Here is a 23,400-nt window from a genome sequence, read left to right as displayed (position 1 = left end):
ATAAAAGTTTGTGAAATATTTAATATATCAGGTTTTTGAACTAAGGTATTAAATCAGATATAATGAGTTAGAGTATGAACATAGTGATTCTAAAAATGCTAATCAGTTCAGAAAAAAGTTTGTGAGCTTTTTTAAAAGAATCAAATAGTAAAGCATTTTTTCAGTTACATAGGAGTTCTAAAAAGCTTCTTTCAGCACTCCGGTAATGGTATTTTTGCGCAAAAATACACATTAGAAAACATCAAAAGGAAAAGAGGGGATTCGGGTGTCAAAGGTACTTAAATCTTTGCTGCTTACGGCACTACTTGGGGTTACCGGCCTTATAAGTGGTTGTGGTGACTTGACGGTACTTAATCCAAAAGGGCCAGTTGCAAAAGGTCAGTCGGACTTAATTATTTATTCGATTATATTTATGCTGGTTATTGTTTTGACGATTTTTGTATTGTTTACGATTATGTTGGTTAAATACCGCGAACGGAAAGACATTTCAAACTATGAGCCAGATATGCATGGTAGTAGAAAACTGGAAATTTTTTGGACATTAATTCCAGTTGCTATCGTTATTGCTCTGGCTATTCCGACTGTAAAAACAATTTATGCAGGGGAAGAAGCACCAAAAGTGACTTCGCATAAAGATCCAATTGTTATTTACGCAACAAGTGCAGACTGGAAATGGATTTTTAGTTATCCAGATGAGTCAATTGAAACGGTCAACTATGTAAATATTCCAACCGACCGTCCTGTTCTGTTTAAATTAACTTCAGCAGATACGATGACAAGTTTTTGGGTACCACAATTAGGTGGACAAAAATATGCGATGTCTGGAATGACGATGAATTTATATTTACAAGCAGATGAGGTTGGTACGTATAAAGGCCGTAATGCAAACTTCAATGGTGAAGGTTTTGCGGATCAACGCTTTGACGTAGTAGCTCAATCTGAAAAAGATTTCAAGAAATGGGCAAAAGAAACAAAAGCGAACTCGCCAGTTATTACGCAAGACACATATGACCGTCTTTTAATTCCTGGAAGCTCCAAGAAAAAAACTTATTCTGGTACGCATTTAGCATTTGTTGATGTAGCAGCTGATCCAGAGTATGTTTTCTATGCCTACAAACGTTTTGGTTATGAGATGACAAATCCGCATAATCCAAACACAAAATCAACCATTTCTGATAAACCAATGCTTCCGGTTCGTCCTGTGACAGTAACTAATCCGCAATTTGAGCGTCATGATATGAAGCCACAAATTATTAAAAACGGCGAAGGTTACCACGAGGATAAACACCGCGAAGATGAAATGAAGAAAATGGAAGATGACATCCAAACAAATGAATTCAATAAAAAAGAATCGGATGACGCAGGGAACTAAAAGGGGGGACATAAGGCATGAAATGGAATGAGTTTATCGTAACTGGCGACCCAATGATTTTAGGTGCGCAGATTTCTATCGTACTTGTAAGTATTGGTGTTGTTGCGTTACTAACTTATACAAAAAAATGGAAGTGGCTCATGAAAGAGTGGATTTCTTCCGTTGATCATAAAAAAATAGGTATTATGTACTTGCTTGCTGCTGTCTTAATGTTTTTCCGTGGTGGTGTGGATGCGCTAATGATGCGTACCCAGCTCGCTTTACCGGATATGAAATTTTTAGACGCACAGCATTACAATGAAGTATTTTCTACGCACGGAACAATTATGATTTTATTTATGGCGATGCCGTTTATCATCGGACTGATGAACATCGCAGTACCACTTCAAATTGGTGCGCGTGATGTAGCATTTCCATTTTTAAACAACTTAAGTTTTTGGACGTTCTTTATGGGAGCGATGCTATTTAACTTATCATTCGTAATTGGTGGTTCGCCAGATGCTGGTTGGACAAACTATGCGCCACTTGCGACAGATTTTAGCGCGGGATATGGAATTAACTTCTATCTTCTAGGTGTTCAAATCGCTGGTATTGGTACACTGATGACGGGGATTAACTTTTTCGTTACGATTTTAAGAATGCGTACAAAAGGTATGACGTTAATGAAAATGCCAATGTTTACTTGGTCTTCATTGATTACAAGTTTGATTATTATTTTCGCTTTCCCAGTTTTAACAGTGGCACTTGCTTTGATGTCATTTGATCGACTGTTTGGGACAGCATTCTTCACACTCACGAATGGCGGGCTCCCAATGATGTGGGCCAACTTGTTCTGGGTTTGGGGACATCCGGAAGTATATATTGTTATTTTGCCAGCTTTCGGTATTTTCTCAGAGATTATTTCTACTTTCTCCAGGAAAAAATTATTCGGTTATCCGGCGATGGTTGCCGCGATGGCAGTTATTTCTTTACTAAGTTTCCTAGTTTGGGTCCATCACTTCTTTACAATGGGATCAGGGGCGCTTGTTAACTCCTTCTTCTCCATTACAACGATGATGATTGCGATACCGACCGGGATTAAGATATTCAACTGGCTCTTTACAATGTACAAAGGGCGAATAACCTTTACAACGCCAATGCTTTGGTCACTTGCCTTTATCCCTAACTTTGTTGTCGGTGGGGTAACTGGGGTTATGCTTGCGATGGCTGCGGCCGATTATCAATATCACAATACGTACTTCTTAGTATCCCATTTCCACTACGTATTAATTGCTGGAACCGTGTTCTCCTGCTTTGCCGGGCTTACATACTGGTATCCAAAAATGGTCGGTTACAGACTAAATGAAAAAATTGGTAAATGGTTCTTCTGGATTTTCGTTGTTGGATTTAACGTTTGTTTCTTCCCGCAATATTTCCTAGGACTAGATGGTATGCCGCGTCGTATTTACACTTACGTACAAGGTGATGGCTGGACAACGCTTAACTTTATTTCCACAGTGGGCGGATTCTTGATGGGTGTAGCATTCTTAGTTCTTTGCTACAACATCTACTACAGCTATAAAAACTCTAAACGTGAAGTTACTGGTGACCCGTGGGATGCTCGTACGCTTGAATGGGCTACAAGTTCTGCAGTTCCTCCAAAATATAACTTTGCTGTTTTACCAGAATGGAATGACTTGGATGATTTCTGGAATAGAAAACAAAAAGGCGATCCATATGTAAATGATAAAAATTATAAACCAATCCATATGCCAAGTAATACCATGGTTGGGTTTGTAATGTCTGTCTTCTTCTTCATTGCAGGTTTCGGACTAGTCTTCTACTGGTACTGGATGGGAATTCTTGGTCTAGTTGGTATTTTAGGATGTATGATTTATCGTTCGTTCCAAAATAACGATGGTTACCACGTCGAAGTGGACGAAATTAAAGAAACAGAAGAACATAATGCGCGCGAACTTGCGACTGGTGTGAAGGAGGGTAACCCATGGAATCTGTAGAAACAAACAAAAATCTGCCAATTGAATATAGATCAGAACAAGGTCGATTAAATATTCTTGGATTCTGGATTTTCCTTGGCGCCGAAATTGCATTGTTTGCGACGCTTTTTGCGACTTACTTTGTTATGAGAAAGGCTGGCTCGAATGCGGGTCATCCGCCAGCAGAAATGTTCGAACTTTGGCTTGTACTAATAATGACATTTTTACTATTAGCAAGTAGTTTTACGTGTGGTCTAGCAATTGGTGAGATGCGTAAAGGCAATGTGAAAATGTTGACGATTTACTCGATTATCACACTGATTCTTGGTGCGGGTTTTGTTGGCTTTGAGCTTTATGAATTTGCACACTATGTGACAGAAGGCGTTACAATGCAAATCGGTTCTTACTGGTCAGCATTCTTCGTTCTACTAGGGACACATGGACTTCACGTAACAGTCGGGATTTTCTGGATTAGTTTTATTCTGATTCAAATTAAAATGCATGGTTTGACGCCAAAAACAGCATCAAAAGTATTTATTTCCAGTTTATACTGGCATTTCCTTGATGTTGTGTGGATTTTCATTTTCACCGGTGTCTATTTGCTAGGGATGGTGAACTAATATGGCACAAAATAATAAATCAAATGCAGCTCATGCTGAAGGTGGCATTCCTTGGAAACATATTGTTGGTTTCGCGCTATCGATTATTTTGACGCTTCTAGCAGTCTGGGTAGCCATTTATTCGACGCTAACAACAAATGTTAAGGTAGTTATTATTTTCATCTTTGCGTTCATTCAAGCAGCCCTACAGCTTCTGATGTTCATGCATATGACTGAAGGCCGCGATGGCAAAATTCAAATTGGTAATATTTTATTCGCAGCATTTATTGCGATTGTCGTAGTTATTGGTTCTTATTGGGTAATGGAAATTGGCCATATGAATCACTTGTTATAATTTAAAAAAGACTGGTATGGAATTCATTTTCTGTACCAGTTTTTTTGCAATTTTAAAGGGGTTAACAGCTTTTCTAAAAAAATTTTAAAATAATTGCTTGCTATGTAATGCATTACATATTCTATAGTGGAGAAGTAAAATTATATCCGTGAGAGGAGATACACAAAAATGACAGAATCAAAATTTCCTAAAGGCTTCTTATGGGGCGGAGCAGTTGCTGCCAACCAATGTGAGGGAGCTTATCTTGAAGACGGTAAAGGACTTTCACTTGTTGACATCCTTCCAACAGTAGAGGATGGACGCTGGGAAGCTTTATTCAATCCATCGAAAGCGCTTGCTACAGATTATGGTTTTTATCCAAGTCACGAATCAATTGATTTTTATCATCGTTATAAAGAAGACATTAAATTAATGGCAGAAATGGGATTCAAATGTTTCCGTATGTCCATCAGCTGGCCACGTATTTTCCCGAATGGTGACGAAACGACACCAAATGAAAAAGGTTTAGCGTTTTATGATGCAGTTTTTGATGAATGTCATAAATATGGCATCGAACCAGTTGTTACAATCAACCATTTTGATACTCCGCTTGAAGTTTTCAAAAAATATGGTGGTTGGAAAAATCGTAAATGTATCGACTTTTACTTAAATTTCTGTGAAGCAATTTTCACGCGTTATAAAGATAAAGTAAAATATTGGATGACATTTAATGAAATCAACATGATTCTTCATCTTCCATACATTGGTGGAGGTTTAGACGTTACTAAAGAAGCTAATCCAGAGGAAGTTAAATATCAAGCTGCTCATCATCAATTAGTTGCATCTGCTTTAGCGACAAAACTTGGTCATGAAATCAACCCTGAAAATCAAATCGGTTGTATGCTTGCAGCGGGTAACACGTATCCAATGACTTGTAATCCAAAAGATGTCTGGAAATCTATCGAGGCGGACCGTGAAGGCTACTTCTTCATTGACGTTCAAGCACGCGGATACTACCCAAGCTACACTAAACGTTTCTTCAAAGAACACAACATCAACATCAAAATGGAAGATGGCGATTTAGACGCATTACGCGATCACACAGTTGATTACGTGGCATTCAGCTACTATTCTTCTCGTCTAACAAGCGCAGATCCAGAGAAAAACAAAGAAACAGAAGGCAACGTTTTCGCAACACTAAAAAACCCATACCTAAAAGCAAGCGAATGGGGTTGGCAAATTGATCCACTAGGTCTACGTATTACAATGAATACAATTTACGACCGTTACCAAAAACCACTTTTCATCGTTGAAAATGGCTTAGGTGCAGTGGATACTGTGGAAGAAGACGGCTCAATTAATGATGATTACAGAATTGACTATATGCGTGAACACGTTCGCGAAATGGGCGAAGCAATCGAGGACGGCGTGGAACTTCTTGGTTATACACCATGGGGCTGCATCGACCTTGTCAGCGCTGGCTCTGGCGAAATGAAAAAACGTTATGGCTTCATCTACGTTGACCGCGATAACAAAGGCAACGGAACACTAAACCGCTCGAAGAAAAAATCATTCGACTGGTACAAAAAAGTAATTGAAACAAATGGTAAAGATATCGACTAGGATATAGTAAACCCCCACTTTCATCATCGGAAGTGGGGATTTTATTTTAATAAGAAATCGCGCGTTTTGCTTGTTTACTCCAACAAGTATTAAAATAACTTTGCGAAATTCGCGCATTTTTTTGACCAGACCAGCTGTCGTTATAGTAAAAATTATTTTTATCATAACCGGTAATGGTGATCGCGTGAACGGAAAAACCATGGAAATTACTAACCCAAGCTACGACCGGACGTTTTTTATTCAGCTGATTTTTAATACCAGCTAAATTTGTTCCAGTCATATTCTTCGCGCTGCCAGTATATTTTTTCACTTGATTAACTAAAGCCGGTGGATAAATCGTCCAGCCACTTTTAGAAAAGGGATTCCCAACAAAACCATAATTTGGATTGGATTTATGTCGCTTCATTTCTTTTGCAAGCTTGACTTTATCGACATTTTTCCCAGCATAGCGCAGCATCATCGCAATATTAGTAATCTCACAGCCCGTTGGTAATTGTGGACGCTGAACGATTAATGGCACGTTCATTTGTACAATTTTTGGCGTTGATGGCGCTGGTGCAGGTGCAGCGGTTGCGGCTTTTACATATTTCCCAGATACATAGCCATTTTTCCCTTTAAAACTAAAGCGATACCAGTTGTTGGATGTTTTTGCAATTGCTTTAAATTTAGTATTATTTTTAAGCCAGCCGATGACTTTCCCAGATGTCGCATTAGTTGAACGGACATTAAGGCTTGCGGTTGTTACCATTTGTTTATTAATCACAGTTTCTTTCGCCGCTGCCTGACCGGTCGTTGCTACACTAAATACACTTAAAACTAACCCAAGAACAAGTATCCATTTCCCCCATTTACCAAAAAAAGTCCCCATTATATCCCCCTTTGATTCAGATTACTTATTTATACCCTATTTTTTTAAAATGAAAAGAAAACGCTTGCATAAATAGAATGGCCGTGGTACTATGAAAATGAACTTAACGTGTTAACCGGTTATTAGTATAAAGTTCAGTGATAGCAGGCGAATTCAAGTTTGCAATCAAAAATGTATCATGGTACCATTAACCTAAAACTTAACGTGTTAACGCGCGGGATGCTTTAGGGGGAAATTGTTATGGCAGAACCAAAATACGCTATTATAATCAATGATATTAAGCGATTAATTAGTGACGGAACTTTTAAGCCAGGAGAAAAAATTTATTCAGAAGATGAACTAAAAAAGAAATACAATGTTAGTAATACTACTGTTGTTCGCGCTTTACATGAATTAGTCAGAGCTGGAATTTTAGCGCGTTACCAAGGAAAAGGAACCTATGTTAGTAAATCTATTATTAACGAAGAAGTTATTTTTAATGAATATACGACCGTTCCTAATGGTAAATTCAACCGAAAAACAAAAATTGCTAACGAGCACACAAAAGTTGTAGCTATTAATGAAATTCAGGATGCGAGAATTGCCAAAAACTTGCAAATTCCACCTGAAAACATGATTGTTCATTTTCAACGAATTCGTCTGATTGATGATGTGCCTTGGACAGTACAAAACAACTATATGGCAAAAGCCAATTTGATCAACGTAGATTTAACCAATTTTGAAAGATTTAATTCTTTATCAGAAGTAATTAAAGAGCTTTATGGTATTAATATTCTGCACGAAGCGATGAAAGAGCGAATTCAAGTCGAATTTCCAGTAAAAGACAAAAATAATTTTAAATTACTCGAAATTGACTCCGAACTACCGCTTTACCACATTGAAAGAATAACTTATGTGCCAGAGGGGCAACCCTATGAATATATTGAAAGTTATTTACGGCATAATTTTTACTCTATTGAAATCGAAAAGAAAAAACAATAGAAGGGAGTTAATTACTTGGATTATATTATCGCAGCACATGGCCGGTACGCGCAGGAAGTGAAGAATAGTTGCCAAATGATTACTGGCCAAACAACGAATATCAAAGCAGTTACTTTTACTGAAGAAATGGGGGTGAAAGATGTATTAGAAGCATACGCGGCAGTTTATTCACCTGGAAATGAAACCGCTATCATTGTGGATATTGTCGGTGGAACTCCGTGTAATGCCGCGCAAATGTTTCATGCAAAACACCCAGAAGTGAAGGTTGTGTCTGGGTTGTCACTCGGATTAATCATTCCGCTTAGTCTAGGGGAAACTTTAGAAGGAGCAATGCTTGGCGCGCAAGAAAATATTCAATTTGTGGAATTAAAAGTAAATAATACGATAATAAGCGATGATGGGGAGGAAGAGGACTGATGGGAAGTAACGGAATCAAACACGTTCGCGTAGATGAAAGATTAATTCATGGCCAAGTAGCGACAATGTGGACTAATACAATAAAAGCAACTCGAATCATGATTGTTGACGATGCCGTTGTAAAAAATGACATGGAAAAAATTGCGCTAAAAACAGCAGTGCCAGCTGGGGTAAAACTAAGTATTTTGACAGTAAAAGGTGCTGCAAATAATATTAATAACGATAAGTACGTAGGTCAGCAAGTTTTCTTAATCGTAAAATCGCCACATGCACTTCGCGGTTTAGTGGATGCGGGTGTAGAACTTCCCCAAATCAACGTAGGAAATATGTCAACCAAAGCAGGAAGCCGCCAAGTCAAAAAATCAGTAAGCGTGACAGATGAAAATTTGGAAGATTTTGATTATTTGGCTGAAAAAGGGATTAAAATCACCGCTCAAATGGTGCCTAGTGAGGATGCAGTTGATTTTGCAAGTTTATTAAAAAAATAAGTAATAAGAAGGGAGAACTACAATGGATTTAGCGGTTTGGCAGATTATATTGTTAGTTATACTTGCGGCTTGTACCATTCTTGATGCTTTAACTTTAGTAATAGGACTTAATTTCCCTGTAATAACAGGGACACTTGCTGGAATCATTATGGGTGACATGGTGCTCGGACTTGCAATTGGGGCAACGTTACAGCTGATGGTTTTAGGTGTCGGTACATACGGCGGCGCGTCGATTCCTGACTTTACAACGGGAGCAATTGTAGGAACGGTATTTGCTGTTTTATCTGGTCAAGATGCGGAATTTGCGATTGGACTTGCAATTCCAGTGGGGCTATTAATGGTTCAATTAGACATTTTAGCAAGATTTACGAATACATTTTTCTTACATCGGATTGATTCTAATATCGCTTCGGGCAACATTTCGGCGGTTAAAAGAAACATTTGGTACGGAGCTTTACCATGGGCTTTATCACGTGCGGTTCCCGTATTTATCATGTTGACTTTCGGACAAAGCGTGGTTGATTTTATTCTTAACGAAATTCCAGAATGGCTAATGGGCGGCCTTCGTGTAGCGGGTGGAATTCTTCCGGTAGTTGGTATCGCGATTCTCCTTCGTTACTTACCAACAAACAAATTTGTCGCTTATTTAATTATCGGATTTGTAGCAGCGGCTTATTTAAAAGTACCAATGCTAGGCGTGGCACTAATTGGTGTGGCTTTGGCAATCATCTACTTCAAACAAAATTTCAAAAATCCAGTGGCTGCCGGAGCAAATGGTGCAGCGCTAGTTGGGGAGGAGAATGAAGATGGCGAATACGAAGACTGAGCAGGATTTTGAGAAAGTCCTCAAAAGACGCGATTTAATAGCAGCAAACTTTCGTTGGTTGTTTGCCAGCCAAATCTGTTGGAATTACGAGCGAATGATGTCGACTGGTTATCTTTATAGTATTTTGCCAACGCTTCGGAAGCTTTACAAAACAGATGATGATTTAAAAGATATGATGAATATGCACAACCAATTTTTCAATACGAATCCGATGGTTGGTGGTTTGATTTTAGGGATGGATATGGCGATTGAAGAGCGAGAAAAGAAAGCGTCAAAAGAGGTCGTAACAGGTTTGAAAACGGGTTTGATGGGACCATTTGCTGGTGTTGGTGATACGATTTTCGGAGTTATTTTACCAACCATTTTTGGATCAATTGCAGCGTATATGGGCCTTCAAGGTAATGTAACGGGTGTAGTTATCTGGGTTTTAGTTAATATTTTAGTTGTAGGAGCTAGATTTACTTTACTTCCACTTGGATATAAGCAAGGTGCGAAACTAGTAACTGAATTTGCAGACCGACTTAACGCGTTAACCGATGCAGCAATATTACTCGGTGTCACAGTCGTGGGAGCCCTCATACCAACCGTAATCAAAGCAACGGTCCCATTCGTTTATAAATCAGGAAAAGTAGAACTGAAAATGCAAGACATGCTCGATCAAATTATGCCTTCACTGGTACCAGTTTTACTTGTAGCGCTAATCTATGCACTTTTAGGCCATAAAAAAATGACATCTACGAAGGCGATTTTATTAGTAATGGTTATTGCGATTATTTTATTCAACCTAAAAATTCTAGGTTAAAATATAAAAATTGGAGGAGTAGACAAAATGGGTTTAACATTTTTTGACAAAGCTCGTGAGTTAACGGAAGAACTAGAAAAAACGCAGGCAGAAAACATTCATCAAGCAGCGAAATTGGTGGCGGAGAGCATTATGAACGAAGGCATTATCCAAGCTTTCGGTAGTGGACATTCTTATGCAGCGGCGATTGAAGTTTGTGGGAGAGCGGGTGGACTTATTCCGTCGAAGGTTATTATGGATCCCGCGGGTGGATACTATGAATCTATTGAGGGCGTTGGATCATTATTGACTCATAGGTTACAAGCGAAACCAAACGATATATTCTTTCTTATATCTAACTCAGGTCGCAATCCAATGGGGATAGAACTTGCCGAATGGATTAAGGCACAGGGTTGTAAATTGATTGTTGTGACAGCGCTCGATGCCTCGCAAACAGCAGCCTCAAGGCATTCTTCAGGAAAACTGTTGTATGAATTTGCGGATGTAATTTTAGATAATCGCTCGGTTCAAGGCGACGCGGCACTTGAATTAGATGGCTTAGAAGGAAAAGTTTGTGGAACATCGTCTTTCTCCGCCGTATTACTTCTTCAGCAAACGATCTATGAAGCGGTAGAGCTGATGCTTGAAAAAGGCTATACTCCACCAGTTTATCGTAGTGCTAATATTGATGGTGGTTACGAATACAATTTTGCGATTGAAGATAAGTTCGCTGATCGGATTTTCCATTTATAATAAAAACACGCGCGAAAATGAACACTGTTTTCGCGCTTTTTTGGAGGCTATATGATGGTTTTAAAAGAGGCTTGTATTGAAAACACTACTAATTTAGAAGGGGTTATTGCGGCTGGGGCGAATCGAATTGAACTTTGCGATAATTTGGCAGAGGGCGGAACTTCGGTTAGTTACGGGGTTGCGAAACATGTGGTGGAAATTTGCCACGAACAAAATGTAAGTGTAATGGCAATGGTTCGTCCGCGAAAAGGCAATTTTGTTTATACAAAAGAAGAAATTTCGATTATGATTGATGATATTTTGATGTATAAGAAATTGTTAGCTGATGGCGTGGTTTTCGGCTGTATTACGGACGCGGGATTACTAGATAAACCAGCCATAGATGAATTATTGAAAGCCGCAAAAGGTCTGGAAGTGACTTTTCATATGGCGTTTGATGAGTTAATAGAAAAAGAAAAATTATCGGCAATTGACTGGTTAGCTGAACAAGGTGTTACGCGAATTCTCACGCACGGTGGTGACGGAGCTAAACTTCCCGAAGAAACCTTTGTTCATTGGCGAAAATATATTGATTATGCAGCGGGACGAATCATTATTTTACCAGGTGGAGGAATTAAATCGCACAATCTGGAATGGATTACAAAAGAAACGGGAGCGGCTGAAATACATGGTACAGACTTGTTTGGGGAGCGCTAAAACTCCCCAAATAAAAAAATTTTTAAAAAAGGCTTGCAACCGTTTTCTTTATATGATATATTTATCTCATCACAAAGGATTGTTACCAATTCATTGGGCAAAACCTAAGCTGATTTGTAGGACACGTGTATACGTGAAGTCCTCGAATGAGCTTAGGTTTTTCTTTTTGCCCAAAAAACCAAAAAGAGGAAGGAAGTCGTCAAAATGAAATATGAACAGTTAGCAAAAGACATCTTGAAAAATGTCGGCGGAAAAGAAAATATCAACAGTGTTTTCCATTGTATTACCAGACTTCGGTTTAAACTGAAAGATGAGAATATTGCGAACACAAAAGAAATTGAAAAGCTTGATGGAGTAATCTCCGTAATTAAAAGCGGTGGCCAATATCAAGTTGTTATTGGTAACCACGTACCAGACGTATTCAAAGCAGTATTAGAAGTTGGTGGTATTTCAGCTGAAGGAGACGATAGTAATGTTCCGGCAAGTGGTAATATCTTCAACCGTTTTATCGATATGATTTCCGGCGTATTTACACCAGTTCTAGGTGTATTAGCCGCAACAGGTATGATTAAAGGTTTCACAGCAATGTTTGCAGCATTTGGTTGGATTACAGTTACTTCAGGTACTTACCAACTACTTTATGCAATTGGGGATTGTTTATTCTACTTCTTCCCAATCTTCCTAGGTTTCACAGCGATGAAAAAATTCGGCGGAAACATATTTATCGGGATGGCAATAGGTGGTGCCCTAGTTTATCCGACGCTTGCAGGTATTTCAGCAGGTGACCCAATTTACACACTTTTTGCAGGAACAATTTTTGAATCTCCAATTCACGTAACTTTCTTAGGAATTCCGGTTATCTTGATGTCTTATGCATCTTCTGTTATTCCAATTATTTTAGCAACATACTTTGGTTCAAAAGTAGAAAAAGGCTTCAAGAAAATCATTCCAGATGTAATTAAAACTTTCGTAGTTCCATTCTGTACACTATTAGTAGTAGTTCCAATTACTTTCCTTGTAATCGGACCAATCGCAACTTGGGCTGGTCAATTACTTGGAGCAGGAACAATTTGGATTTATAACTTAAGCCCAGTTGTTGCTGGTTTAATCTTAGGTGGTTTCTGGCAAGTATTCGTTATCTTTGGACTTCACTGGGGTCTTATTCCAGTGGCAATCAACAACTTAACAACACTTGGAGCAGATCCAGTACTTGCAATGATGTTCGGTGCTTCTTTTGCCCAAATCGGTGCAGTATTAGCAGTATTCTTCAAAACTAGAAACAAAAAAATCAAATCTCTTAGTATTCCAGCATTTATTTCCGGTATCTTTGGTGTAACTGAGCCAGCGATTTACGGGGTTACTTTACCACTGAAAAAACCATTCATCATGAGCTGTATCGCAGGTGCAATCGGTGGCGGAATCATTGGTTTTGCAAGTGCAAAAGTTTATATTATGGGTGGACTTGGAATCTTCGGTCTTCCTAACTTCTTCCAACCAGGTGCTGGTATTACAAGTGCATTCTGGTGGGTAGTTATCGCAATTGTTATCAGCTTCATCCTTGGTTTCATCTTAACTTATGTAGCAGGATTCAAAGATCCAGCTGAAGCAGTTGTAGAAGAAACTAACGTAACAGAAGGCGAAACTTTAATCGAACGTGAAACAATTCCAGCTCCAGTAGTTGGCGAAATCGTAACTTTAGCAGACGTAAAAGACGAAGCATTTTCATCCGGTGCACTTGGAAAAGGTGTAGCAATTATCCCTACTGTCGGACGCGTTGTAGCTCCAGCAGCAGGAACAGTAACAACTATCTTCCCAACTGGTCATGCAATCGGTATTACAACGAATGACGGTGCAGAAGTATTAATCCACATCGGTATGGATACAGTTCAACTAGAAGGTAAATTCTTCACAGCACATGTTAAACAAGGCGATGTAATCGAAAAAGGTCAATTACTAACTGAATTTGATATTGAAGGCATTAAAGCAGCTGGATATGATGTTACAACTCCAGTAGTAGTAACAAACTCTAATCAATATTTAGACGTAATGATTACAGATGCAAAAGAAGCTAAACTAGAAGAACGTTTAATCACATTAGTAATCTAAAATCCATTAATAAACAGCTTGGGCGAAAATCTGCTCAAGCTGTTTTTATGTTATACTGAGGGAAAAATAGGCGGTGAGCGGATGTTAGCAAAGGGCGATTTGATAGGGATCATTTGTTGTTCTGATGGTCGGAAAAAAGAAGACGAGAAGGATTTGAAGCGCCTTAAACAAGTCTTAGAAAAGGAATTTGGACTTCAGGTGGTTTTTGCGAAAACTATTTTTCAAACAGATGATTCGCCTTTTAGTGGTACTCCTGAGGAACGAGCAGCCGAATTAATGAAACTATATCAAAATGTGGATGTAAAAATGATTTTTGACATTTCAGGAGGGGATGCGGCTAATCAAGTATTACCATATCTTAATTTTGACATTATAAAAAAAGCAGCCAAACCTTTTATTGGCTATAGCGACTTAACCGTAATATTAAATGCAATTTTTGCGAAGACGAAGCAGCCTGGCTTTAATTATTTACTGCGAAATTTAGTAAGTGAAGCTAGCGAGATACAACGAGTGCAATTCCAAAAAGCGTTTTTCGAGAATCAAATTGAGATAAATGGAAAATTCCTTACTGAGATTGAATGGAGCCCGGGTGAGGTCGTTGGTGGGAATATCCGCTGCTTTTTGAAACTAGCAGGAACGGAATTTATGCCTGATGTCTCGAATAAAATAATTTTGTTAGAAAGTTTAGGTGGAAAAGAGGCGAAAATTGCTTCTTACGTAGCGCAATTAGAACAGTTAGATGTGTTTTCGAAATGCTTAGGAATAGTTGTGGGAGAACACACTGAGGCTGAGAAAAACGGAGAATACGACAGAATAGGCATCTTATATCAACAGATTGGATTAAAATATAAGTTACCTGTTTTCCGAACTAAGGAAATCGGTCATAGTGTCGAAGCAAAACCATGCCTAATTGGAGCAAAAATTAATGTTTCACGTGAAACATTAACAAATTTTTAATATTTTTATTGCGAAATGTTCATAATTAACCTTTAATATAGAACTTGTAAGCAAGGAATACAATTAGTTTTACTCCCTTTTTGCTAATTGTAGAATTCCTTAAAATCCTAAACTCCCTTTTTGGACCGACTTGATTGACGGTCTTTTTTTAATTCTCCAAGCTGAAAACTATTCAATTTTTTGTTAAAATGATAACATAAAAGAAAATGCGTATGAAAAAGGAGTTTTTATCATGAAAGTTGAAGGATTACTTGGCTTTTTAGGGGCGGCAATGGGTATTGGATTTAGTTTGATGGTTCTTGTTATTCCTGATATTTCACAGGCTTTAGAAGAGGAATCGTTTTTCTTCTATATGTTAACGATTGGTTCGCTTGTGCTTTCAGGGGTGGGGCTTGCAGGATCGTTTGTTGTTTCGCATAAACCTCGTCTTGGTGGAGCAATGATGGTTGCAGCTGCAATTGGTTGCACCATGTCGATTTCCATCATGTTCTTACTACCAATCGTGTTACTTGCTGTTGGTGGATTAATTGCACTAATTAACTATGAAGAAGCTGCTTCTGTAGAAGAATAAATGAAAAAAAGCTGTCCACGTGGGCAGCTTTTTTTATTAACGATTAAGATATTTTTTTAAAAAGTAATAAATTCCGTCAGCATCATTTGCAGTAGTAACAAAATCAGCGCTTTTTTTCACTAATTCACTCGCATTTTCCATTGCGACTCCAGCACCAGCTACTTCAAGCATTCCAATATCGTTTTCACCATCACCAAAACTAATAACATTTTCTGGTTTGATGTCTAAATGTGCAGCGAGGTTTTTCACGGCATATTTTTTATCCATATCTTTGGGCAAAATTTCGATATTGTTAGCATGAGAAGAAAGAATAGAAACGTCAGATAGTTTTTCTAATTCGTTTCGAAGGATTGCAAGTTTATCGAAATCCTCTTCTTCAATGACAATGCCGTTAATGAACTGATTAGCATGCTCCAAGAAGGTTTCTTTTGTTTTAATTGCAACGAGTTTTGTTGCATTTACGCGACCTTTATCTTCTTCATCGGTAAAATAATAAGGTGGATTTTTAGTGTAGTAAACCGTGTCAGTCGAGAAGAAAAACACTGGTAGATCATGGTCTTGGCATAATAAAAATGTTTCTAGTAATGCGGATTGTTTCATTTTTTCTTGTTGGATGATTTCGCCGGAAACTGCCACTACGCCACCATTTGAGGCAATAACATCTGCTTTTGGATGAACCAGTTTGGCGAAGTCGGTTGCGGAATTATACATTCGGCCAGTAGAAACGGTGAAATGATGCCCTTCTTCTATTAATTGTTGCAGTAACCCTAGTGTTTTTGGTGAGATTGTTTGATTTTTTAGTAGTAATGTTCCGTCTAAATCAGAACAAATTAAGTATTTTTCCAAGTAAACCTTCCTTTCATTATAGCTTGGAACCGCATGATTCGCGGATGATTAATTCTGGATTATGATTAATTATCATCGGCTCAACTTGACCGTTAATTGCGCTAATCAATTGCAAAAGTGCCATTTTTCCAAGGTATTCATTGTGTTGATCCATTGAAGTTAAGCGCGGGGTTTGATAATCGCCATTCATAAACTGATCGCAGCTGACGATGGCAATATCTTCCGGGCAAGAAAGTTTCGCGTCATTAATCGCTCTAATCGCTCCAATTGCAACATTATCATTGATTGCTACAAGTGCAGTGGGTAAAGTAGTGTTATTTTCCAGAAGTTTAGTCATCGCCGTGTATCCATCAGCTGTATAGTAGTCAGAAAGAACAATCCAATCTTCGTTAACCGGATGATTGTAACTAGCCATAGCAGCCTTAAATGATTCCAATCGGTAGGAGGTGATTTTCACACCAGCTTCCCCGCCAATAAAGCCAATATTTTTGTGATCTAGCGCTGTCAGATGGCTAACTAAAGTTGTTATGCCTTTTTTTAAATTACGTTCAATAAATAAACAGTTGAGTTCGGGAATTTTTGAACCAATAACGACAACTGGAATTTCTCTATTTAGCTGATTTAAAGCATTGATATAGTCTTTTGAAACAACTTCTTTATCAATTTCGCCACCTAAAATAAGTAATCCATCCACTTGTTTTTCTAAAATAATTTTTAAGTAATCTTCTTCCGTCAAAGGATGTTTGTTATTCTTATTATTTGGCTCGGCAAGCATCGTATTAAATAAAATTGTCGAAAACATGTAATCTAGCGCGAATTTTTGGATTTGCGTTATGAGTGAAATGAAATAAGGATTGGAAATATCCGGTAAAATTACGCCAATATTTTTTGTTTGTTTATTGACCATTCCACGCGCAAAGACGCTAGGTGTGTAATTGTGTTCGTCTATAATTGCTTGGATTTTCTTGCGTTTCGCTGCTGAAACCGAGGGGCTATTATTAATCACTCGAGAGACAGTTGAAACGGAAACACCGCTAAGTTTTGCAATTTCTTGTATAGTTATTTTTTTCATTAGGAATATTCACCTCGTAAGCGTTTTTAGCTATTTTAAGTGTAGCTTATTTGGGTCTAAATAACAAGTGAAATTTGGTAACGTTATCAAAAATAAGTGAAAAAGGGTTGACATATTAAATTTATCCGGTTATTCTATGTTAGAAAGCGCTATCAACAAACGTTTTAATTTGGTAACGTTACCAAAAATGAGGTGGAATAGTTGAACATACAAGAATCTGTCATCGGCATTGATCTAGGTGGCACTAAAATTTTAATCGGTGAAGTAACAAAAGATGGGGAGGTGCTGCGGTCCAAAAGCTACCCGAGCAATACAGAAAATCAAGCCAAAGCGGTAGAAGTTCTGCTAAATGCGCTAGATGATTACTCGGAAAATATTGGTTTTATAGCAACGAAACAAATTGGGATCGGTGTGGGCCTAGTAGGGCGCGTAGATTATAAGGCGGGCATTTGGCTGGAAATCGAACCAGGAAAAACAAATCCGATACCACTAGCGAAAATGTTAGAAGCGAAAACAGGATTGCCAGTGAGGCTTGGTAATGATGTAGTTTGCGCAACAATGGCTGAAAAACAATTTAGTTGGGGGCGAGAAACAAATGATTTTATTTATTTAAATGTTGGTACTGGTCTTGCTGCTGGATTTGTTGTAGACGGGCGCATTACGCAAGGCGGGCACTTTAACGCTGGTGAAATTGGTCATGCCGTTGTAGATATTCATAGCGATGTACTGTGTGGTTGTGGCAGATACGGCTGTGTGGAGCGTCTTGCTTCTGGTCTTGGAATAAAAGAAGAAGCGCTTAGACATTTAAATGAATACCCTACATCCCTTCTTGCTAATAATAAAACCGAATTAACTGGAAAAATGGTTCTTCATGCAGCAGAACAAAAAGATGAATTGGCTGAAAAAATCATTGATAATGCCACGCTTCAGCTAGCTAATTTGATTATGAATATGGTTCGGACGACAGATCCAGAATGTGTCATTCTAGGCGGCGGAGTGACAAGAAACGAGCATTTTTTCCAAAAGATAAAAGCTAATCTTCAAAGTAATACAATCCGTTTTGTTACGAAAGGCGTTGTTCGCTCACAGCTTGAGAAGGATAAAGTTGGCTTAATTGGGGCGGCAGTTATTGGAATGAGACTAGGAAATGAAGGAGGACAAGAATGAAGCCGAAAATGAAGCAACAAATTGTGCAAACAGGTATTATTCATCGACCACTTCCAATTGAAACGGAACATGCGCTAGAAACGATAGCGAAAAAGAAACAAGTTTTATCAAGTAGAACGTTACTTAGCTCTGAAAAACAGGTTTCCTTAGATTTTACACATCAAGGCGCTGGCGATTTTGCTATATCTGATCAAGGTGAGATTAAGTTGACTTCTCCAGTTGTTATGCCACATTGGCCAGCAGGTGCGCCAGATGACGGTGACTACACCAATTTTGGTAACGTTCTCATATCTGCGCCACTTCAAAATGAGGATTGGAACAGCTTTAACCGCGTGAGAATTCAAGTTTTCCCAGATTTTCCAGGTGTAACGAATCCATATTTAATGATTAGCTTTAAAAATGATGGAACCGTGAAAGTACCTGATATATATGGACGTGAAGGCGTTCATGGCGTGAATTTAATCAACCATGAATGGAACGATGTCATTTTTGAAATTGAAGGATTGCCACGGGATAAAATGACAGAAATTAGTTTTAGCTATTATTTGAATGGCCCAGAGCGGCTGACTGCTGGAACAATGGAGTTATTAATTAGTGAAATTAAACTAGAGCAAATCAGTGAGCCGGAAATCTCCAAGGGCTGGGTTCCGCAAGATAATTCGCTAATTTATTCCCACAACGGATACGCAAAAGACATGCCAAAAGTGGCGTTTTGTGCCAATAAACTTGAAGCGAATTCCTTTACAATCCACGAAAAAGAAACAAATAAAGTCGTTTTCACCGGAAAAGGGTACCAAAATACAACCGAAACTGGCAATTTCATTATTCTTGATTTTTCAGATTTACAAACTGTGGGTGAGTATTATTTGAAATTTGCTGAGATGCAATCGGAACTGTTCCAAATTGGGACTTCCGAAGTGATTTGGGAATCTTCTATCTGGAAATCACTTAATTTTATTTTCTGTGAACGTTGTGGTTGCCCGATTTTTGGAAAACATACGACTTGTCATGCGGATATTATCGCTGAACATAATGGAAAACAGCTGTCATTCAATGGTGGTTGGCATGACGCGGGTGATGTTTCGCAACAACTTATTCAAACGGCCGAAGTAACGATGGCTTTATATGAAATGGCTGCGAGTTTATCTGAAAAAGATGAAATGTTACGGATGCGCCTTTTAGAAGAAGGTGAGTGGGGGTTAGATTTCATATTGAAAACCCGCTTTGGAGATGGTTTTAGAGCGACAAGTGCTGGTATGACTAGATGGACGGATGGTCTTGTTGGTGGCATGGATGACGCAATCGCGCGAGTTCATAATCAAGCTTATGAGAATTTTTACTGTGCGGGGATTGAAGCGTATATCGGCAGCCAAATCCAGGATAACGCCACTATGCAGAATCATCTACTACGAATTGCGGAAGAAGATTTACTTTTTGCGATAGCGGAACTTGAAAAACATGGAACTGGGCAAAAACCGATTTTCTGGGAGCATACGTATCAAACCTCAGAAAGTTTGTATTACGCAACGGCTTCATGGGCGGCTTCGATGGTTTATCAATTAACAAACAAAGAAATATACGCAGAAAAAGCGGTCGAATGGTTAGATTTGATGTTAGAGGCACAAGAAAAAACTGGGATTAAAGACAGCGAAACTAGCGAACTTTACAAAGGATTTTTCTACCGAGATAAAACGCACAATGTTATTCAACATTTCAATCATCAAGCGCGTGAACATCTTTATTTGATGGCACTTGAGGCGGCTCTTGAAACGCAACCTGGTCACGCCGAAAAACAAACTTGGCTACAAGCGGTCGAAATGTACGGTGACTATTTGAAAAAAGTAACGCGTTTCACTAAACCGTATCCGCTCATTCCAGCCGGACTTTACAAAAAAGACGAGTATTTAGACGAAGCAAGTTTTCACTTACAACATTTACTCATTGATGAACGAGCGATAGAAGAATACCAATTACAATTCGAACAAGGTATCAAAATAAATGACGAGATAGCTTTACGGAAATTCCCAATCTGGTTCTCGTTTAGAGGCAATAACGCCATTTTACTTTCGGCAGGAAAAGCGGCATCAATTGCTGGGAAAATTTTGCAAGATAAGGCGCTGTTAAATATTGCAGAAGGTCAGTTGCAGTGGGTAATAGGAATGAACCCATTTGGACAATCAATGATGCACGGCGAAGGTTACCGTTACGCGCAGCAGTATAGTGTGCTTAACGGCGAAATCACAGGGGAGATACCAGTCGGAATGGAAACCTTTAGAAATGAAGATGAACCATACTGGCCGGAGTTTAATAATGCAACTTATAAGGAAGTTTGGGTCGGTAATGCCGGCAAATGGATGTCAATTGTAGCAGATTTAAACAAAATAACAGGAAAGTCATAGGAGGACAAAAAAATGAGTTCAGAGAGAAGTTTATCTAGTCGGTTTATTGAAGGATTATCAATTTTTGCCCAAAAAATTTCATCGCAAAAGCACATTATGGCAATTCGTGATGGCTTTGCAGCAATGATTCCGATTACGATTATTGCAGCATTTTTCTTACTTGTAAATAATGTTTTGCTTCAACCAGAGAATGGTCTGCTTAAATTCATTCCAAATGTAGAAAATTATTTGGGTGTAGGTGTGCAAGTTTATAATGCGACACTTGGTATTATGGCGATTTTAGCAGCGTTTCTAATCGGGAACTTTTTAGCTAAATCATATGGAATGGAAGGTCGTACGGAAGGAATGGTTGCAGTTGCAGCTTATGTAGTCTTAATTCCCGCGTCTTCACACTTAATGTCTGTTGACGGAAAAGCGTTTGAGGCTGGCGGCGTTTTAACACAAGAAATGACAAGTTCAACTGGGATGTTCCTAGCGATTATTGCTTCTTTAGTTAGTATTACAATGCTTGCAAAATTCTCAAAAAGTAAAAAATTAAAGATTTCCATGCCTGAAAGTGTTCCACCGGCAATTGCAAAATCATTTAACATTTTAATTCCATCTTTCTTAGTTTTAAGTATTTTAGCAATTATTGAAGTGCTCGTAGTTAGTTTTGTATCAATGAGTATTCCAGAAATTATCGTAAAAGTTCTACAAATCCCACTAGTAGGCGGTTTCCAAACGTTACCAGGTATTCTACTTTATGTATTTTTAGCGGGATTCTTATGGGTATTTGGTATTCACGGTGCATTCGTATTAGGCGCAATTTCAGGGCCAGTACTATTAACTTCCTTGCAACAAAATATTGATGCTGTCAATGCAGGATCAGCTTTACCAAATATTGTTACACAGCCGTTTTTAGATGCGTTTGTTTATATGGGTGGTGGCGGAACAATTATCTGTTTAGTTATCGCGATTTTCATTGCCTCAAAACGACCAGATCATCGCATGGTAACAAAATTTGGCTTAATCCCTAGTATTTTCAATGTCAGTGAACCACTTATGTTCGGTTTGCCAGTTGTATTCAACCCGATTTACGGTATTCCGCTAGTTATCGCACCACTTGCTTCAACAGCAATGGCGTATTTTGCAACTTCATGGGGCTGGATTAGCCAAACGTACATCTTGATTCCTTGGGTAACACCGCCTGTACTTTCAGGGTATCTTGCAACAGGTGGGGACATTCGCGCTTCCATCTTACAAATCGCAATTATCGTCGTTGGAACGCTCATTTACCTACCATTTGTACTTGTAGCTAACCGCGCGTACGTTTTAGAACAAAAAGCTGCTGGAAACGTTGAAGCAGAAACAGTAACGAATGGAGAAGTTTAAATGAAACCAACAATGATGACTTATATTAACGAAGAAGAGGAAATGTGCAAATCAATTTTAGCTAATTTCCAAAAAAATGCAGAACAATTAGAAGCTTTAGTAAAAAATGGCGCAAAAGAATGGCTGATTTTAGCTACTGGATCAAGTTTGAATGCAGCCCAAAGTGCCAAATATTACATTGAAAATCTAGCTGACGTACGCATTACTATTGAAGAACCATTCAATCATCTCTATTACGAAAAATTATCAAGTCACCTAGATTTAGTTATCGGTATTTCACAAAGTGGTCAGAGCACATCGACTATTTCCGCGCTAGAACGTGTGAAAAAAGAAGCTTCCGTGCCAGTAGTTGCGCTAACCAGTGATGTAACAAGTGAAATTGCGGAGTTTGCGGATATCACACTTGATATAGGTTGTGGAAAAGAACGGGTTGGTTACGTAACAAAAGGCTTCACTGCAACAGTCTTGACATTAATGCTAACAGGCCTTCATTTCGCTTATAAAACGGCGCAAATTGATGGGACTCGTTTTAATAACGAAATTAGTGCGTTCCGTCGAGCAACTGACGCCATTCCAGAAACAATTGCCCGAACAGAAGCATTTTATGAAAAATGGAAAAATGAATTTGCTTCAGCACCAAAGTTTACTGCGATTGGTTATGGTCCAACAGTTGGAACGTGCAAAGAATTTGAAACAAAATTCTCAGAAACAGTTCGTGTACCATCGCAAGGTCTTGATTTAGAAGCGTTTATGCATGGCCCATATTTAGAAGTAAACCCGCAGCATAGAATTTTCTTCATAGAAACAGAAAGCGCAGTTACAGAGCGATTAGTGCTATTACGCGATTATGAATCCAAATACACGCCATTTACGTATACTATTAAGTTTGGTACAGCTGAGAATGACCGTACGCTAGCGATTCCCGCTGAGTTGGATGAATTTCAAGCACCATTTCTAATGATTCTTCCTTTCCAAATCTTAGCTCATCACATTGCGGAGTTGAAAGGGAACAAATTAACAGAACGTATCTACACAGACTTTGGCGTAGCAATGAAAAGTAAAACAAAACCTGGAGACTACGCTTAAAAATTACTAAAAGACTGGAAAACCCGAAGTAAGTAGGGGTTTTCCAGTCTTTTTTACACACTACTTCCTGAATTTTGTAAGTAAGAGAAAAGACATTTAATTATTAAAAAT

Annotated in this window: 22 protein-coding genes; 19 read left to right on the top strand and 3 right to left on the bottom strand. The window is 38.5% G+C overall.

What is annotated here, in order from left to right:
• Positions 1–265 precede the first annotated feature (265 nt).
• The 5 genes from qoxA to AC4PG8_RS10745 all read left to right on the top strand — a co-directional run bounded on the left by qoxA (position 266) and on the right by AC4PG8_RS10745 (position 5,904).
• Entirely contained in the window at positions 266–1,372 is a 1,107-nt protein-coding gene (qoxA, locus tag AC4PG8_RS10765; RefSeq protein ID WP_185323947.1) for a cytochrome aa3 quinol oxidase subunit II, read from the top strand.
• Between the two features lie 17 nt (positions 1,373–1,389).
• Complete coding sequence (gene qoxB, locus AC4PG8_RS10760) at positions 1,390–3,369, top strand: cytochrome aa3 quinol oxidase subunit I (RefSeq protein ID WP_185505059.1); 1,980 nt, start codon at positions 1,390–1,392, stop codon at positions 3,367–3,369.
• Complete coding sequence (qoxC, locus tag AC4PG8_RS10755) at positions 3,357–3,968, top strand: cytochrome aa3 quinol oxidase subunit III (protein WP_003772709.1); 612 nt, start codon at positions 3,357–3,359, stop codon at positions 3,966–3,968. Before qoxB ends, qoxC begins: the two co-directional genes overlap by 13 nt.
• A 1-nt stretch (position 3,969) precedes the next feature.
• Positions 3,970–4,302, top strand: a complete 333-nt coding sequence (gene qoxD, locus AC4PG8_RS10750; protein ID WP_003772708.1) for a cytochrome aa3 quinol oxidase subunit IV — start codon at positions 3,970–3,972, stop codon at positions 4,300–4,302.
• 168 nt (positions 4,303–4,470) lie between these two features.
• A complete protein-coding gene (locus AC4PG8_RS10745) occupies positions 4,471–5,904 on the top strand; it encodes a 6-phospho-beta-glucosidase (protein WP_010990157.1) in 1,434 nt (477 codons plus the stop codon).
• A gap of 46 nt (positions 5,905–5,950) precedes the next feature.
• Here AC4PG8_RS10745 and AC4PG8_RS10740 read toward each other — a convergent pair whose 3' ends face one another.
• Positions 5,951–6,772 carry a C39 family peptidase gene (locus AC4PG8_RS10740; protein ID WP_160464673.1) on the bottom strand — a complete coding sequence of 274 codons (822 nt, stop codon included), beginning with the start codon at positions 6,770–6,772 and terminating at the stop codon, positions 5,951–5,953.
• Positions 6,773–7,012: 240 nt separating this feature from the next.
• Between AC4PG8_RS10740 and AC4PG8_RS10735 the strand changes: the two genes are divergently transcribed.
• The 10 genes from AC4PG8_RS10735 to AC4PG8_RS10690 all read left to right on the top strand — a co-directional run bounded on the left by AC4PG8_RS10735 (position 7,013) and on the right by AC4PG8_RS10690 (position 15,348).
• The gene (locus AC4PG8_RS10735) at positions 7,013–7,753 is read left to right on the top strand and encodes a GntR family transcriptional regulator (RefSeq protein ID WP_003772703.1); all 741 of its coding nucleotides are present in this window, start codon (positions 7,013–7,015) and stop codon (positions 7,751–7,753) included.
• Between the two features lie 15 nt (positions 7,754–7,768).
• Positions 7,769–8,170: a PTS sugar transporter subunit IIA gene (locus AC4PG8_RS10730; RefSeq protein WP_003772701.1), complete on the top strand. Its 402-nt coding sequence runs from the start codon at positions 7,769–7,771 to the stop codon at positions 8,168–8,170.
• The gene (locus AC4PG8_RS10725) at positions 8,170–8,658 is read left to right on the top strand and encodes a PTS sugar transporter subunit IIB (RefSeq protein WP_003772700.1); all 489 of its coding nucleotides are present in this window, start codon (positions 8,170–8,172) and stop codon (positions 8,656–8,658) included. Before AC4PG8_RS10730 ends, AC4PG8_RS10725 begins: the two co-directional genes overlap by 1 nt.
• Before the next feature lie 22 nt (positions 8,659–8,680).
• Entirely contained in the window at positions 8,681–9,484 is an 804-nt protein-coding gene (locus tag AC4PG8_RS10720; protein WP_003725640.1) for a PTS mannose/fructose/sorbose/N-acetylgalactosamine transporter subunit IIC, read from the top strand.
• Positions 9,459–10,286 carry a PTS system mannose/fructose/sorbose family transporter subunit IID gene (locus AC4PG8_RS10715; protein ID WP_003728733.1) on the top strand — a complete coding sequence of 276 codons (828 nt, stop codon included), beginning with the start codon at positions 9,459–9,461 and terminating at the stop codon, positions 10,284–10,286. Before AC4PG8_RS10720 ends, AC4PG8_RS10715 begins: the two co-directional genes overlap by 26 nt.
• A 27-nt stretch (positions 10,287–10,313) precedes the next feature.
• Positions 10,314–11,018: an SIS domain-containing protein gene (locus AC4PG8_RS10710; RefSeq protein WP_003759505.1), complete on the top strand. Its 705-nt coding sequence runs from the start codon at positions 10,314–10,316 to the stop codon at positions 11,016–11,018.
• Positions 11,019–11,072: 54 nt separating this feature from the next.
• The gene (locus tag AC4PG8_RS10705) at positions 11,073–11,714 is read left to right on the top strand and encodes a copper homeostasis protein CutC (protein WP_185539105.1); all 642 of its coding nucleotides are present in this window, start codon (positions 11,073–11,075) and stop codon (positions 11,712–11,714) included.
• Between the two features lie 204 nt (positions 11,715–11,918).
• Complete coding sequence (locus AC4PG8_RS10700; protein ID WP_153648500.1) at positions 11,919–13,820, top strand: beta-glucoside-specific PTS transporter subunit IIABC; 1,902 nt, start codon at positions 11,919–11,921, stop codon at positions 13,818–13,820.
• Between the two features lie 81 nt (positions 13,821–13,901).
• Positions 13,902–14,777: a S66 family peptidase gene (locus AC4PG8_RS10695; RefSeq protein ID WP_492170348.1), complete on the top strand. Its 876-nt coding sequence runs from the start codon at positions 13,902–13,904 to the stop codon at positions 14,775–14,777.
• Between the two features lie 232 nt (positions 14,778–15,009).
• Positions 15,010–15,348, top strand: coding sequence for a DUF4064 domain-containing protein (locus tag AC4PG8_RS10690; protein ID WP_003759515.1), 339 nt, complete (start codon positions 15,010–15,012; stop codon positions 15,346–15,348).
• Positions 15,349–15,384: 36 nt separating this feature from the next.
• Here AC4PG8_RS10690 and AC4PG8_RS10685 read toward each other — a convergent pair whose 3' ends face one another.
• Together AC4PG8_RS10685 and AC4PG8_RS10680 are read right to left on the bottom strand one after the other, a co-directional pair.
• Entirely contained in the window at positions 15,385–16,194 is an 810-nt protein-coding gene (locus tag AC4PG8_RS10685) for a Cof-type HAD-IIB family hydrolase (protein ID WP_185541020.1), read from the bottom strand.
• Positions 16,195–16,210: 16 nt separating this feature from the next.
• Positions 16,211–17,266: a LacI family DNA-binding transcriptional regulator gene (locus AC4PG8_RS10680; RefSeq protein WP_185482453.1), complete on the bottom strand. Its 1,056-nt coding sequence runs from the start codon at positions 17,264–17,266 to the stop codon at positions 16,211–16,213.
• 201 nt (positions 17,267–17,467) lie between these two features.
• On the opposite strand from AC4PG8_RS10680, the gene AC4PG8_RS10675 reads away from it, so the two are divergent.
• The 4 genes from AC4PG8_RS10675 to AC4PG8_RS10660 are packed head-to-tail and all read left to right on the top strand — an operon-like array spanning position 17,468 to position 23,289.
• Entirely contained in the window at positions 17,468–18,433 is a 966-nt protein-coding gene (locus tag AC4PG8_RS10675) for an ROK family protein (protein ID WP_492170347.1), read from the top strand.
• Positions 18,430–20,832 (top strand): glycoside hydrolase family 9 protein, encoded by a 2,403-nt coding sequence (locus tag AC4PG8_RS10670; RefSeq protein WP_492170346.1) that lies wholly within the window; start codon positions 18,430–18,432, stop codon positions 20,830–20,832. Before AC4PG8_RS10675 ends, AC4PG8_RS10670 begins: the two co-directional genes overlap by 4 nt.
• 12 nt (positions 20,833–20,844) lie before the next feature.
• Positions 20,845–22,203, top strand: coding sequence for a PTS sugar transporter subunit IIC (locus AC4PG8_RS10665; RefSeq protein ID WP_003772691.1), 1,359 nt, complete (start codon positions 20,845–20,847; stop codon positions 22,201–22,203).
• The gene (locus AC4PG8_RS10660) at positions 22,204–23,289 is read left to right on the top strand and encodes a glutamine--fructose-6-phosphate aminotransferase (RefSeq protein WP_185521025.1); all 1,086 of its coding nucleotides are present in this window, start codon (positions 22,204–22,206) and stop codon (positions 23,287–23,289) included.
• The last annotated feature ends 111 nt before the right edge of the window (positions 23,290–23,400 follow it).

The sequence above is a fragment of the Listeria sp. MAN/IMW/UF555 genome (assembly GCF_058684075.1).
This window is presented reverse-complemented; position numbering and strand designations above follow the sequence as displayed.

Excerpts from the sequence above, each read along its gene's own strand:
- qoxB (WP_185505059.1), top strand. The coding sequence starts at position 1,390 with ATGAAATGGAATGAGTTTATCGTAACTGGCGACCCAATGATTTTAGGT.
- qoxC (WP_003772709.1), top strand. The coding sequence starts at position 3,357 with ATGGAATCTGTAGAAACAAACAAAAATCTGCCAATTGAATATAGATCA.
- qoxD (WP_003772708.1), top strand. The coding sequence starts at position 3,970 with ATGGCACAAAATAATAAATCAAATGCAGCTCATGCTGAAGGTGGCATT.
- AC4PG8_RS10745 (WP_010990157.1), top strand. The coding sequence starts at position 4,471 with ATGACAGAATCAAAATTTCCTAAAGGCTTCTTATGGGGCGGAGCAGTT.
- AC4PG8_RS10740 (WP_160464673.1), bottom strand. The coding sequence starts at position 6,772 with ATGGGGACTTTTTTTGGTAAATGGGGGAAATGGATACTTGTTCTTGGG.
- AC4PG8_RS10735 (WP_003772703.1), top strand. The coding sequence starts at position 7,013 with ATGGCAGAACCAAAATACGCTATTATAATCAATGATATTAAGCGATTA.
- AC4PG8_RS10725 (WP_003772700.1), top strand. The coding sequence starts at position 8,170 with ATGGGAAGTAACGGAATCAAACACGTTCGCGTAGATGAAAGATTAATT.
- AC4PG8_RS10720 (WP_003725640.1), top strand. The coding sequence starts at position 8,681 with ATGGATTTAGCGGTTTGGCAGATTATATTGTTAGTTATACTTGCGGCT.
- AC4PG8_RS10715 (WP_003728733.1), top strand. The coding sequence starts at position 9,459 with ATGAAGATGGCGAATACGAAGACTGAGCAGGATTTTGAGAAAGTCCTC.
- AC4PG8_RS10710 (WP_003759505.1), top strand. The coding sequence starts at position 10,314 with ATGGGTTTAACATTTTTTGACAAAGCTCGTGAGTTAACGGAAGAACTA.
- AC4PG8_RS10705 (WP_185539105.1), top strand. The coding sequence starts at position 11,073 with ATGGTTTTAAAAGAGGCTTGTATTGAAAACACTACTAATTTAGAAGGG.
- AC4PG8_RS10700 (WP_153648500.1), top strand. The coding sequence starts at position 11,919 with ATGAAATATGAACAGTTAGCAAAAGACATCTTGAAAAATGTCGGCGGA.
- AC4PG8_RS10695 (WP_492170348.1), top strand. The coding sequence starts at position 13,902 with ATGTTAGCAAAGGGCGATTTGATAGGGATCATTTGTTGTTCTGATGGT.
- AC4PG8_RS10690 (WP_003759515.1), top strand. The coding sequence starts at position 15,010 with ATGAAAGTTGAAGGATTACTTGGCTTTTTAGGGGCGGCAATGGGTATT.
- AC4PG8_RS10680 (WP_185482453.1), bottom strand. The coding sequence starts at position 17,266 with ATGAAAAAAATAACTATACAAGAAATTGCAAAACTTAGCGGTGTTTCC.
- AC4PG8_RS10670 (WP_492170346.1), top strand. The coding sequence starts at position 18,430 with ATGAAGCCGAAAATGAAGCAACAAATTGTGCAAACAGGTATTATTCAT.
- AC4PG8_RS10665 (WP_003772691.1), top strand. The coding sequence starts at position 20,845 with ATGAGTTCAGAGAGAAGTTTATCTAGTCGGTTTATTGAAGGATTATCA.
- AC4PG8_RS10660 (WP_185521025.1), top strand. The coding sequence starts at position 22,204 with ATGAAACCAACAATGATGACTTATATTAACGAAGAAGAGGAAATGTGC.